The 12,842-nt window shown below is 35.9% G+C and carries 11 protein-coding genes and 1 pseudogene; 10 read left to right on the forward strand and 2 right to left on the reverse strand.

Going from position 1 to position 12,842, the window contains the following annotated elements:
* The first annotated feature begins 376 nt into the window (after nucleotides 1–376).
* The 10 genes from B2145_RS13020 (at nucleotide 377) to B2145_RS13065 (ending at nucleotide 11,947) form a co-directional block, all read left to right on the forward strand.
* Nucleotides 377–505 carry a hypothetical protein gene (locus tag B2145_RS13020; RefSeq protein WP_291102993.1) on the forward strand — a complete coding sequence of 43 codons (129 nt, stop codon included), beginning with the start codon at nucleotides 377–379 and terminating at the stop codon, nucleotides 503–505.
* A gap of 269 nt (nucleotides 506–774) precedes the next feature.
* Nucleotides 775–2,388, forward strand: a complete 1,614-nt coding sequence (locus tag B2145_RS13025; protein ID WP_291102995.1) for a CTP synthase — start codon at nucleotides 775–777, stop codon at nucleotides 2,386–2,388.
* Between the two features lie 46 nt (nucleotides 2,389–2,434).
* Entirely contained in the window at nucleotides 2,435–4,336 is a 1,902-nt protein-coding gene (gene yidC / locus B2145_RS13030) for a membrane protein insertase YidC (protein WP_291102997.1), read from the forward strand.
* A gap of 86 nt (nucleotides 4,337–4,422) precedes the next feature.
* Complete coding sequence (locus B2145_RS13035; RefSeq protein WP_291102999.1) at nucleotides 4,423–5,130, forward strand: toxin-antitoxin system YwqK family antitoxin; 708 nt, start codon at nucleotides 4,423–4,425, stop codon at nucleotides 5,128–5,130.
* Nucleotides 5,131–5,207: 77 nt separating this feature from the next.
* A complete protein-coding gene (gene mnmA / locus B2145_RS13040) occupies nucleotides 5,208–6,395 on the forward strand; it encodes a tRNA 2-thiouridine(34) synthase MnmA (protein ID WP_291103001.1) in 1,188 nt (395 codons plus the stop codon).
* A 116-nt stretch (nucleotides 6,396–6,511) separates the two neighbouring features.
* Nucleotides 6,512–8,125, forward strand: a complete 1,614-nt coding sequence (locus B2145_RS13045) for a S8 family serine peptidase (RefSeq protein ID WP_291103003.1) — start codon at nucleotides 6,512–6,514, stop codon at nucleotides 8,123–8,125.
* A gap of 14 nt (nucleotides 8,126–8,139) precedes the next feature.
* Nucleotides 8,140–9,084, forward strand: coding sequence for an NAD(P)H-dependent flavin oxidoreductase (locus B2145_RS13050; protein WP_291103006.1), 945 nt, complete (start codon nucleotides 8,140–8,142; stop codon nucleotides 9,082–9,084).
* Nucleotides 9,085–9,128: 44 nt separating this feature from the next.
* Nucleotides 9,129–9,545 (forward strand): hypothetical protein, encoded by a 417-nt coding sequence (locus tag B2145_RS13055; RefSeq protein ID WP_291103008.1) that lies wholly within the window; start codon nucleotides 9,129–9,131, stop codon nucleotides 9,543–9,545.
* Between the two features lie 320 nt (nucleotides 9,546–9,865).
* Entirely contained in the window at nucleotides 9,866–11,482 is a 1,617-nt protein-coding gene (gene pafA / locus B2145_RS13060; protein WP_291103011.1) for an alkaline phosphatase PafA, read from the forward strand.
* A 198-nt stretch (nucleotides 11,483–11,680) separates the two neighbouring features.
* Nucleotides 11,681–11,947 carry a hypothetical protein gene (locus tag B2145_RS13065; protein WP_291103013.1) on the forward strand — a complete coding sequence of 89 codons (267 nt, stop codon included), beginning with the start codon at nucleotides 11,681–11,683 and terminating at the stop codon, nucleotides 11,945–11,947.
* Nucleotides 11,948–12,325: 378 nt separating this feature from the next.
* Here the strand turns inward: B2145_RS13065 and B2145_RS13070 are convergent, their stop codons facing one another.
* Nucleotides 12,326–12,625, reverse strand: a complete 300-nt coding sequence (locus B2145_RS13070) for a type II toxin-antitoxin system RelE/ParE family toxin (RefSeq protein WP_291103015.1) — start codon at nucleotides 12,623–12,625, stop codon at nucleotides 12,326–12,328.
* Between the two features lie 7 nt (nucleotides 12,626–12,632).
* Nucleotides 12,633–12,842, reverse strand: a pseudogene (locus B2145_RS13075) (hypothetical protein); the annotation flags it as partial.

Genomic DNA, 12,842 nt, shown 5'->3' on the forward strand with positions numbered 1-12,842 from the left:
GTTTCTCAGCAGACCCTATATAGTAATTTATTGATCCATCGTATAGGAGAAAAGGAATTAGTAGAGAATTAAAAACAGTTTTATTAAAAAAATATGAAATCTCGTAAAGGCATAATTTATTCAACGACAGCAATAAAGTGTAGTCAACCCTTTTTAAAAGAAAATAGCTTTTAAAAAAAAGAGAAGCTTAAAACGATAAAAATGATAAAGACATAATGTATTACAAAAAAATATTATAAAAACATCTGCCAACTGATAAGGATAAGGTTCGTTGCGTGTGCAGCACGAACAATGAAACCTGTGTTGTATGGGTTTCTTTGCACAACCAGATGTGTCGGATTAGACTCTAAAGAACCAAGTATTCCGTTGAGTGACTATGTATAACGAAGCCCGTTTTACGAGGGTTGTGAAACAGAATCCTACATTGGGAGCTGAATTGCTGAATCAAGCCCAAGACGAAGTTCATTCTAAATGGGAGAGATTGGAACTTTATAGAGATTTGTAGATTGTTCTATTTATTTTTAAAACTGCATTAAAATAGCAGAGGAATTAGTGAATTGAAAAGCCTACTCGGGATTTAAAATCTTGGGTAGGTTTTTTTTGTTTATTGTTTGCGGCCAAAAAGAGTTATCCATTTCAATCTTACCAAGAAAATCAAAATTATCTCAATTCCAAATTAGTTTTTTCTCAATTTATAATTGTATTTTTGCATCGTTTTTGCAAACCTATTTGCTGGAATATTTACCAAACATCAACAACTACAACAACAATAGAATGAATCAAACGAAATATATTTTTGTTACCGGCGGTGTAACTTCTTCCTTGGGGAAAGGGATTATTGCGGCTTCTTTGGCAAAATTATTGCAGGCAAGAGGATATCGAACGACAATCCAGAAGTTTGATCCATACATCAACGTCGATCCAGGAACATTAAATCCTTATGAACACGGGGAATGTTACGTGACCGATGATGGTGCCGAAACTGATTTGGATTTAGGACATTACGAACGTTTCTTGAATGTTCCAACCTCTCAAGCGAATAATGTTACTACCGGTAGAATTTATCTTTCGGTTATTGAAAAAGAACGAAGAGGCGAATTCCTTGGAAAAACGGTTCAAGTAGTTCCTCATATTACCAATGAAATCAAGGAAAGAATGCAATTGCTTGGTAAAACGGGCGATTATGATATTGTAATTACCGAAATTGGAGGAACTGTTGGTGACATCGAGTCCTTGCCTTATATCGAATCTGTTCGCCAATTAGTTTGGGAGTTAGGAGAACATAATGGTTTAGTAATTCACCTGACATTAGTTCCTTATTTGGCTGCAGCCGGAGAATTGAAAACAAAACCAACCCAGCATTCCGTTAAAACTTTGATGGAAAGCGGTATAAAAGCCGATATATTAGTTTGTAGAACAGAGCGCGAAATTTCGGAAGAATTGCGTAATAAATTGGCGTTGTTTTGCAATGTAAAAAGAGAAGCCGTAATCCAATCTATCGATGCTTCTACCATATATGAAGTGCCTATTTTAATGCTCGAAGAAGGATTAGATGTTGTCGCTTTAAAGAAATTGGCTTTGCCAAAAAGAGCCGCTCCGGATTTAAGAAACTGGAACACATTTTTACATAGAATAAAACACCCAAAACATACCGTAAATATTGGTTTGATTGGAAAATATGTAGAATTACAGGACTCCTACAAATCTATTTTGGAATCTTTTATTCACGCCGGTGCTGCCAATGAAACCAAAGTAAACGTGATTTCCGTTCATTCTGAATTTATCGATGCCACAAATGTAGCCGAGAAATTAGCAGGATTAGACGGGATTCTTGTTGCACCTGGTTTTGGTGAAAGAGGTATTGAAGGAAAAATAGAGAGCATTCGTTATGCTCGTGAAAATAAAATACCGTTTCTCGGAATTTGTTTGGGAATGCAAATGGCAATAATCGAATATTCAAGAAATGTTCTGGGTTATGCCGATGCCAATTCGACTGAAATGAATCCAGACACAAAACATCCTGTCATTGACTTGATGGAAGACCAAAAAACGATTACCGATAAAGGTGGAACAATGCGTCTCGGAGCTTGGAAATGCGATATAAAACCAGATACTTTGGCCTATAAAATTTACGGTGTAGCCACTATTTCCGAACGTCATCGTCATCGCTATGAATACAACAGCCGTTACGTGGATGTTTTGGAAAAAGCTGGATTGAAAGCTTCCGGAGTAAATCCTGAAACTGGTTTGGTCGAAATAGTGGAATTAGAAGACCATCCTTTTTTCATTGGCGTACAATACCATCCTGAATACAAAAGCACCGTGGCAAATCCGCATCCGCTTTTTGTGAGTTTTGTGGCAGCTGCCGTAAAAGCAAAGAAAAAATAGTAGCGTTTTTTAAACGTTAAACCCTAATACTTTTTTAAATAATATAATGGAAGAAAAAAAATTAGACTTCAATTCGATTATAGGCTTCGTATTGATTTTCGGAATATTGATTTGGATAATGTACAAAAACCAGCCTTCTGAGGCAACTATTGCAGCAGAAAAAGCCAAGAAAGAACAAGTTACCAAAGAAGATAAAGCCAATAAGATTGTTACAAATCAAGAAGCTGCCGCGCCAACAATGGTTGCTGCCGGGGACACATTGCAATTGGCTAAATTACAAAAATCCTTGGGGAATTTTGCTTATTCTGCAACACTTCCATCAGCAAAAAACGCTTTTACCACTATTGAAAATGATTTGGTAAAACTTAAAATTGCCAATAAGGGAGGTTACATTGTTGAAGCAACCTTGAAAAATTTCGAAAGATTCAAAAAAGGTTCAGGTGAATTAGTTACATTGATAAAAGACAATAATGCCAATTTGAATGTTCAATTACAAACAAGCGATAACAGAACTTTAAACACGAAAGACTTGTTTTTTGAACCCACTTTAACAAAAGAGGGAGCAAATCAAATTCTTTCGATGCGATTGAAAGCGGGAGCAAACGAATATTTGGAATACAAATATATTTTGAAACCAAATGAATATATGGTTGGTTTCGACCTTCATTCCCAAGGATTGAAGAGCGTTTTAAATGCGTCAAAACCATTGAATATGGAATGGGATTTGAAATCGTATCGAAATGAAAAAAGCGTTGCTTATGAAAATCGCTATGCTGAAGTTTACTATGAACATGAAGAAGGTAAAAGTAACTATGTAGGACAAGGAAAAGATAAAACGGAAAATGTCAGTGACGTATCTTATGTTGCTTTCAAACAACATTTCTTTACCTCTATTTTATTGTCGGATGTACCTTTTAAAAGTGCCGTATTGCATTCGAATAATTTGGTTAATGATGATAAAATTGATACCGTTTTTACGAAACAATTTAAAGCAGTTATTCCTATCGCTTTCAAAAATGGGGAAATTGACCAAAAAATGAATTGGTATTATGGACCAACAGATTATGACTTGTTAAAGACTTATGATAAAAACTTGCAAGACATTGTGCCGTTGGGTTGGGGTATTTTTGGTTGGATAAATCGTCATATATTTATACCTACGTATGGTTTTTTAAGTTTATTTATTGCACCGGGATGGGCAATTATATTGTTTACAATATTGGTAAAACTGGTTATGTCTCCAGTTACTTATAAATCATTTTTGTCACAGGCAAAAATGAAAGTATTGAAGCCGGAAATTGCTGAATTGGGTGAAAAATACAAAAAAGATGCAATGAAAAAACAGCAAGAAACAATGAAGCTGTACAATAAAGCAGGGGTGAACCCAATGGCAGGATGTGTTCCTGGTTTATTGCAAATGCCGGTCTTTTACGCTTTATTTCAATTCTTTCCTTCGGCAATAAGTTTAAGGCAAAAAGGATTCCTTTGGGCAGATGATTTGTCTTCTTATGATTCTGTATATAAGTTGCCGTTTCATGTGCCTGCTTATGGTAATCACATCAGTTTGTTTCCTATCTTGGCTTCCATTGCAATTTTCTTTTATATGAAAATGACAACGGGCGACCAGCAAATGGCGGCTCCACAACAAGAGGGAATGCCGGATATGTCAAAAATGATGAAATATATGATATACATTTCACCGGTTATGATGTTGTTATTCTTTAACAGTTATGCTTCTGGATTGAGTTTGTATTATTTTGTTTCCAATACAATTACCATAGGAATTATGCTTGTCATAAAAAATTATATCATTGACAGCGATAAAATTCACGCTCAAATTCAAGTAAATAAATTGAAAGAGCCTAAAAAACAAGGCAAAATTCAGCGTAAACTTCAAGAAGTTATGGCGCAGGCAGAAGCTCAAAAAGCAAATGACAAAAAGAAATAGTTTATTAAAAATCCCGATATTTCGGGATTTTTTTTATACTGGAATAATTTATGCGGTTGGAATTCGTTTAGAATAAAAAGTTAATTATGGGAGCGTTTTATAAAAGAGGGATATTTATTTTGATTTTTTTGAATGTGTTTTGTCTTTCTGCACAAAACGATTTCAATAAATTAGATGATAGAGGCAACAAAAATGGGCTTTGGAAAGGATATTATGAGGATACCAAAAATCCTAAATACGAAGGAACCTTTGAACATGGAAAAGAAGTTGGGATTTTTACTTTCTTTGATAATACAGTAATAAAAAAGATTATCGCCACCAGAGAATTTAGTTCGAAAGCAAATGAAGCCTACACCATTTTTTACGATCAAAACAAGAATAAAGTAAGTGAAGGCAAGGTTGTCAATAAATTATTTGAAGGCCAATGGAAATACTACCATAAAGCATCAAAAACGGTAATGACCATCGAGAATTATAGCAATGGAAAGTTGGAAGGTTTGAGAAGCGTTTTTTATCCTAATGGGAAAATTGCCGAAGAAATGAACTATAAAAACAACCTGAAAAATGGTGTTTATAAACGATATACCGAAGCCGGAATTATTATTGAAGAATCCATTTATAAGAACAATGACTACAATGGAATTGCAACTTTCAAGGATCCTGACGGAAACGTTGTTTCAAAAGGAAAGTTCATCAATGGAAAAAAGGTAGGTATTTGGCAGTTTTTCGATAAGGGAAAATTAGTCAAGGAAATAAATATGAGCGATTTAAAAAACGCATCAAAATCCAAGTAGAATTAAGTTTATCCTTAACCAAATGCTATCGTAAATCTTTGTAACTTTGCGCCTTGTAAAATTGTAATTATTTTAAGATGAAACGTGTAGTTGTTGGGCTTTCTGGTGGTGTAGATTCGAGTGTTGCTACTTATTTATTGCAACAGCAAGGCTATGAGGTCATAGGTATTTTTATGAAAAATTGGCACGATGATTCCGTTACAATTTCTAATGAATGTCCGTGGCTTGAAGATAGCAACGATGCCTTATTGGTTGCCGAAAAACTGGGAATTCCCTTCCAAACCGTAGATTTAAGCGAAGAATACAAAGAGAAAATCGTTGATTATATGTTCAACGAATATGAAAAGGGACGAACTCCAAACCCCGATGTGCTTTGTAACCGTGAAATAAAATTCGATGTTTTTATGAAAATCGCTTTAAGTCTTGGTGCTGATTATGTGGCAACAGGTCATTATTGTCGAAAAGGTGAAATCGAAGTCAACGGAGAAAAAGTATATCAACTTTTGGCTGGAGCCGATACCAACAAAGACCAATCTTATTTTCTTTGTCAACTATCCCAAGAACAATTGGCGAAATCCCTGTTTCCAATAGGCGAATTAACAAAACCCGAAGTGCGTAAAATTGCCACTCAACTGGATTTAGTTACCGCCGAAAAGAAAGATTCTCAAGGATTGTGTTTCATAGGAAAAGTGAGATTACCCGAATTTTTACAGCAAAAATTAAAAGCTAAAGAAGGTCAAATTATCCAAATTGACAAAGGTAATCCTGAATATTTTTCTGAAAAAACAGAAGGATTTTCTGTTGAAGAAGAATTGATATTCGATTCACGTAAAATTAGATATACTCCAGCAATGGGAAAAGTTGTTGGCAAACATCAAGGGGCGCATTATTTTACCACTGGACAACGAAAAGGACTCAACGTGGGCGGAACAACCGATCCTTTATTTATCATCGCGACAAATGTGGTGACGAATACCATTTATACCGGTCTAGGAAGCCAACATCCTGGATTGTTCAAAAAAGCTTTATTTATCGAAAAGTCTGAAGTGCATTGGATTCGTACTGATTTGGCTTTGGCCAACGGAGAAAAAATGGAAGTTATGGCAAGAATTCGTTACCGTCAACCTTTGCAAAAAGCGACTTTACACCAATTTGAAGACGGAATGTACGTTGCTTTCGAAGAACCCCAATCGGCAATAACCGAGGGGCAATTCGTGGCTTGGTATTTAGAAGATGAATTAGTTGGTTCGGGAGTTATTTCGTAATTTGGACTTTTAATCCCAAAAAGTATGAAATCGCAACTGAAAGTTGTTTGCGTAAGCAAACACCAATAAATAAAAGCGATACCATATATGACCGTAAATGAATAACTTTTACATATATGAAACGAATACTGCTTTTCTTGTTTCTAATTTCAAGTTTTGCCGGTTTTTCACAAGAAGATGCTTGGGTATATTTTAAAGACAAACCTTATTCTCAGACTTATTTTGACAAGCCGTTGACGATGCTCACGCAAAGAGCTTTGGATAGGCGGACCAATCAAGATATCGCCTTGGATCTTGAAGATGTTCCAATCTATCAACCCTATATTGACCAAGTTATTGCATCAAACGGAATAACAGTAAAAGCCAAATCAAAATGGATGAACTGTATTCACGTTCGTGGTTTGCAAGCCGATATTAATGCACTAAAATTATTGTCTTTTGTAGATCACATTGATTTTGCCGATCATTCGCTCAATACAACCAAAAAAACATCAGCAAAACCCAAATTCAATCCAATAAGCAAAATTTTGGAAACTCTGGCAACGTTTAACTACGGCAGTTCTTCCAATCAAATCGAAATGCTGAATGGAACCCTGTTGCACCAACAAAATTATACGGGTTCCGGAAAAATAATTGCCGTGCTGGATGCTGGTTTCCCAAATGTGGATATTTCCCAACCTTTTCAAAGACTAAGAGACAATAATCAAATTTTGGGTGGATATGATTATGTCAATAAAAACGTCAATTTTTACACAGGAAGTTCACACGGAACGCTGGTGCTTTCCACGATGGGTGGGTTTACCGACGGACAATTAGTGGGAACGGCTCCAGATGCCAACTATTATTTATTCATCACGGAAGATACAGCCTCTGAACATCCGGTTGAAGAATCAAATTGGGTTGAAGCCGCAGAGGAAGCCGATAGGTTAGGAGTTGATATCATTACTTCTTCTTTGGGCTATTTTGCGTATGATAATCCCGCTTATAGTCACACTTATGCTGATATGACCGGTAATACAACTTTTATTTCAAAGGGAGCAAATATTGCGTTCTCCAAAGGAATTATCGTTGTTGCAAGTGCTGGAAATGAAGGCCAAACTTCGGAACCACACATTGGAGTTCCTGCCGAAGCATTAAATGTCTTGGCAATTGGAGCCGTAAAAGCGGATAAAACGTATGCTGCATTCAGTTCTATTGGGCCAAGTTTCGACAGTCGCGTAAAACCGGATGTGATGGCTCAAGGACAAGCATCGGTTTTGTCAGATGCAGCCGGGAATATTGGCACGGCAAACGGGACTTCATTTTCTTGCCCTATTATGGCGGGGATGGTTGCTTGTTTGTGGCAAGCCTTACCCGCAAAAACCAATCAGGAAATCAAACAATTAATCACGCAATCGGCAGATAGATTTACAGTACCTACGACACAGTATGGCTATGGAATTCCCGATTTTAGCTTGGCTTTGGCCAATGGTTTATCTGCTTCCGCATTTTCGAAAAACGATTTTGTGGTTTATCCAAATCCAACGAGCGATTCAATTTCAATTACTTTGCCGAAAGGCTTTGATACTGGAACGGTAATTATTTATACTATTTTGGGACAAAAAGTAGGAGAGGAAAAAATCACAAAGCAATCTCCCATCATTTCAATGAAATTATTAAATAAAGGAACCTATTTATATAAAATTGAATCGAATGGTTTTTCCAAAAGTAGAAAAATAATAAAACAATAAAATTCAACCTGACAATGAACAAAATCACGCAACTTTTCAAAATCAAATACCCAATTATTCAAGGAGGAATGATTTGGAACTCCGGTTATAAATTAGCAAGTGCAGTCAGCAATGCCGGTGGTTTGGGATTGATTGGCGCGGGTTCGATGTATCCCGAAGTTTTGCGGGAACACATTCAAAAATGCAAAAAAGCCACTGACAAACCTTTTGGGGTGAATGTCCCGATGTTGTATCCGAACATTGAAGAAATAATGAATATTATTGTAGAAGAAGGCGTGAAAATCGTCTTCACGTCGGCAGGAAACCCAAAAACCTGGACTTCTTTTTTGAAGGATAAAGGAATAACTGTGGTTCACGTGGTGAGTAGTTCCGTTTTTGCATTGAAAGCACAAGAAGCTGGCGTTGACGCCGTCGTTGCCGAAGGATTTGAAGCCGGAGGACACAACGGAAGAGAAGAAACCACGACTTTTACCTTGATTCCGATGGTGAAAGAAAAAATTAAAATCCCGTTGATTGCCGCCGGAGGAATTGCCACAGGTAAAGGAATGCTTGCCGCAATGGTTCTTGGCGCGGATGGAGTTCAAATGGGAAGTCGGTTTGCAGCTTCGGTGGAATCATCGGCGCACGAAAATTTCAAAAATAGGATTATTGAAACCAAAGAAGGCGAGACTCAAGTTACCTTGAAAGAATTGGCTCCAGTTCGATTAATCAAGAATAAATTTTACCAAGACGTACAAGATTTGTATGCTAAATGTCCGACGAAAGAAGAATTATCGGCATTGTTGGGCAGAGCAAGAGCAAAACACGGTATGTTTGAAGGTGATTTAGTCGAAGGTGAATTGGAAATTGGACAAATAGCGGGATTAATCCACGATATAAAACCGGCAGGGGAAATTATTTTGGAATTGATTTTGGACTTTGAAAAAGCCAGAAAAGAAGTGGCAAAATTTGATTTTTAGCCTCTAATTTTATTACTTTTGATTTCCTGCTAATTGTATCAATAATGACAAAAATAAAAACAATAATTCTTCTGGTATTTCTTGGAATGGGTTTGCATCAATCTTACGGTCAAACTTATAAATTCAGCACTTCCGGTTTTAGTGTTTTAGAAAAAAACGAAAAAGGGAAATGGGGAAAATGGTCTGACCTGGATTTGGTCAATATTTTGGTGACTCTGGATACGGATAAAAACCGAATTGTAGTTTATTCCCAAGCTATTCAATTATTTGAAATCGTTGATTATTATCCACTTGAAGAAAATGAAAACGATGCCGTTTACGCTTTTACATGTAAGGACAATAATGGAGAAGATTGCACTCTTTCGATTATTACGAGAAAAAAACAAGGTAATCGGAAACAACTTTACATCAACTATGATGACAGGATTTTCCTCTATAATATTTTCAATTATAAATCATAGAAATAGCTGATAATACCGCTGTATATTTCAAATTAGTCCAATAATCCCGATAGCTATCGGGAGAACTAAATGAAATATACAGCGGCATTATACTAGAACGATTGGACTAAAATATACTAACCAATGGTATAACACAAAGAATTCGACTTCTTCATCTTCACTTTTTTGGCATAATTATAAGTGTCAAGTGGTGTAAATGTTAATTTTTGCACGGTTGTTTTGACACTAGGTTAAGATAAGATTAATTTTTCCCTTCAAGTTCTCCGTTAGTTTAGTTTCTGAAATCTAATGTGTATTTTCGCCCAAATAAAAAGTGTATTATGAAAAAGTTGTTTTTGTTTTTGGCATTTGTCGTGATTACTGGAGCTCAAGCCCAACAACGCCCAAAATTGGTAGTTGGAATAGTAGTAGATCAAATGAAAATGGAGTATTTGTATCGTTTTTCAGATGATTTTTCGGCCAATGGTTTCAAGCGGTTAATGAATAATGGGTACACATTCCAAAATATGCATTTCAATTATACACCAACATATACGGGTCCTGGACACGCATCGATTTATACGGGAACAACGCCATCAACCCACGGAATTGTGGGGAATGAATGGTTTAGCAGGAAGTTAGGGAAAGAAATGTATTGTACCGATGATGCTTCCGTAAAAACTATTGGAGACGGAACAGAAAAGGAAGGCGAAATGTCTCCAAAAAATTTGCAAAGCACTACTATTACTGACGAATTGCGTTTGGCGACCAACTTTAAAGGAAAAGTGATTGCCTTGAGTCTTAAAGATCGTGGCGCCATTTTACCTGGAGGCCATTTTGCCAATTGGGCTTTTTGGTACAGCAAAACGGGAGCTTTTATTTCCAGCTCTTTTTATGGTCCAACATTGCCGGATTGGGTTACGGAATTTAACCAGGAGAAAAGATATATGCCCTATATTAATAAAGGTTGGGATTTATTGAAACCAGTAGCGACATACAACGAAAGTCTCCCGGACGATAATCCTTATGAAGGGAAATTATACGATAGTGCAGCAGCTGTTTTTCCTTATAATTTAAAGGCAATGTATGATAAAAATGATGCCGGTGTTTTACGTGCAACGCCTTTTGGAAATGATTTATTGGAGGAATTTGCCAAAAAAGCCATCGAAAAAGAGGGATTGGGAAAAGACGGTATTACTGATTTCTTGACGGTTAGTTTTTCTTCGCCAGATTACGTTGGACACATTCTTGGGCCACGCTCCATGGAATTGCAGGATACGTATTTGCGATTGGATCAAACCATTGCCGACTTTTTGACGTACTTAGATAAAACAGTTGGCAAAGACAATTATTTGCTTTTCTTGACCGCAGATCACGCTGGTGCCGAAAATGCCAGTTATTTAAAAGACCATAAATATAATGTGACAAATGTGGAGCCAAAGGAAATTAGAAAGGCATTAAAGAAATATTCTACTGATACTTTTGGTGAAGATTTAGTTTTGAATTATTCTAATTCCAATATTTTCTTCAACAAAGAAATCATAAAAGCCAAAGGATTGGAATTGGCAAAAGTAAAACAATCCTTCAAGGACTTTTTGATGACGCAAGAACAGGTGAAAAGAGTGTACACCGAGGAAGAAATTCTTGGTTCAACCGGAAATGATTATTACTTGAATTTCATTGCAAAAGGCTACGATGCCACACAAGACGGCGATTTGATTATTCTGGATAAACCAGGTTTTATCGAATACGGAGCGACCGGCACATCGCACGGAACGGCTTATAGTTACGATACCCACGTTCCTTTGATTTTTTATGGATGGCACGTGAAACACGGCGAATCGTTTAACAAAAAAATGATAACCCAGATTGCGCCAACCATTGCCCAGAAAATTAAAATCCAGTTTCCAAACGGAACGGAATCCAATGTTTTGGAAGAAGTTTTGGGAGATAAGTAGTTTTCTTTTTTGCTCATTGTTATAGGTGCAGATTGCAAATCTGGGTAAATACAGAAAATATCACTATAATAATTAGGAACCACACGAAAGGATTCGTGCGGGAGCGGGGAAGCTATTCGGGTAGGAGATAAATTTGTGAATATCCAAGCAATCGGGGATTAAACAATAATTTAACACAATTAAAACAGTTGCAATAGTATGAAAAGGCTTCAATTTGTAATTCTTTCTGTTATATTAATAACCGGATTATGTTCTTTTAAAGTAACCGATAAAAACGGCTTTCATAATTTTTATTATGGTGATCAGGAAGTTACAATAATAGATAAAATATATAGGCTTCAGGAGGTTCAAGACAAGGAGGAATACTTGAAAAAGTTAACTAATTGTAAGGGTCATATTGCGGTTATTATATCCAATAAGCCAACAAAAGAAACACCATATTATCTAATTCAGGTTGGGTTATGATAATTCTATTCGGTTTGAGGTATATTATAACTTTCGAATTAACATTAAATATATTAAAGCAAAGAATATTGTGTCTTACATTGAGATTCTAAACTCCAATAGCAATTACGTAAATTTAATTAAATGGCGAAAGCTTCATTAGTAAACAGACAAAGTTTTTGCTCCCCAGCTCGCGCGGATTTTTAATCCGTGCCCACAAAACTAGGCTAGGTATTCCAATTTTTAAGACAAAATCCAACACAAATCTAACACAATTTATCAAAAAAAAATCCCATTTCATTTTTCATTGAAATGGGATTCGTAATTTATTATACTGTTGCTATTACCGGCAACGGAATCTGGTTTCGTAGTAAATCAAATACTTTTGGCAATCCTGTCTTAAACGTGTTTTTTTGGTTTTTTATTTGGATTTTGCCATGTATTGAAAACAGCATAAACTATTATCTTGCTTTCTTCAATTTCATAGATAATTATATAAGGAAAGTCTTTTATGAAAGCCTCTCTATAGGGCTTTCTCTTGATTTGATAATGCTCAGGATAATTTTGAACACGTTCTAAATAAGTTTCCAAAGTTTCTAAAAATCGATTCCCTAAACCTATTCGTTGTTCTTCATAGTACAAATAAGCTTCTTTTATGTCAAGAACAGCTTCTTCTTTAAGTTCTAATACATACTTCATTTTCTTATTATTTCAGGATGCTTTGTTTAGCTTCTTCCCAAGAAAATGATTTGCTTTCACCGCTTAAATGTCTTTTTCTACGGTCATCAATTATTTTATAATCTTCTGCCGTAAGTTGGTCTTGATCTTCTTCTAAAACTGCTTTAACTTTTTTTAAAACTGCTATTTTTCTGGTGTTCAAAAGCATTTCTATCAGTTCCATTTTTGTCAGTTGTAA

This window comes from Flavobacterium sp. UBA5153 (assembly GCA_002413745.1).
In the GTDB taxonomy this organism is placed as follows: Bacteria; Bacteroidota; Bacteroidia; order Flavobacteriales; family Flavobacteriaceae; genus Flavobacterium.

Bases quoted from the DNA above. Each gene is read 5' to 3' on its own strand.
- B2145_RS13020 (WP_291102993.1), top strand. From the start codon at position 377: ATGTATAACGAAGCCCGTTTTACGAGGGTTGTGAAACAGAATCCTACA.
- B2145_RS13025 (WP_291102995.1), top strand. From the start codon at position 775: ATGAATCAAACGAAATATATTTTTGTTACCGGCGGTGTAACTTCTTCC.
- yidC (WP_291102997.1), top strand. From the start codon at position 2,435: ATGGAAGAAAAAAAATTAGACTTCAATTCGATTATAGGCTTCGTATTG.
- B2145_RS13035 (WP_291102999.1), top strand. From the start codon at position 4,423: ATGGGAGCGTTTTATAAAAGAGGGATATTTATTTTGATTTTTTTGAAT.
- mnmA (WP_291103001.1), top strand. From the start codon at position 5,208: ATGAAACGTGTAGTTGTTGGGCTTTCTGGTGGTGTAGATTCGAGTGTT.
- B2145_RS13045 (WP_291103003.1), top strand. From the start codon at position 6,512: ATGAAACGAATACTGCTTTTCTTGTTTCTAATTTCAAGTTTTGCCGGT.
- B2145_RS13050 (WP_291103006.1), top strand. From the start codon at position 8,140: ATGAACAAAATCACGCAACTTTTCAAAATCAAATACCCAATTATTCAA.
- B2145_RS13055 (WP_291103008.1), top strand. From the start codon at position 9,129: ATGACAAAAATAAAAACAATAATTCTTCTGGTATTTCTTGGAATGGGT.
- pafA (WP_291103011.1), top strand. From the start codon at position 9,866: ATGAAAAAGTTGTTTTTGTTTTTGGCATTTGTCGTGATTACTGGAGCT.
- B2145_RS13065 (WP_291103013.1), top strand. From the start codon at position 11,681: ATGAAAAGGCTTCAATTTGTAATTCTTTCTGTTATATTAATAACCGGA.
- B2145_RS13070 (WP_291103015.1), bottom strand. From the start codon at position 12,625: ATGAAGTATGTATTAGAACTTAAAGAAGAAGCTGTTCTTGACATAAAA.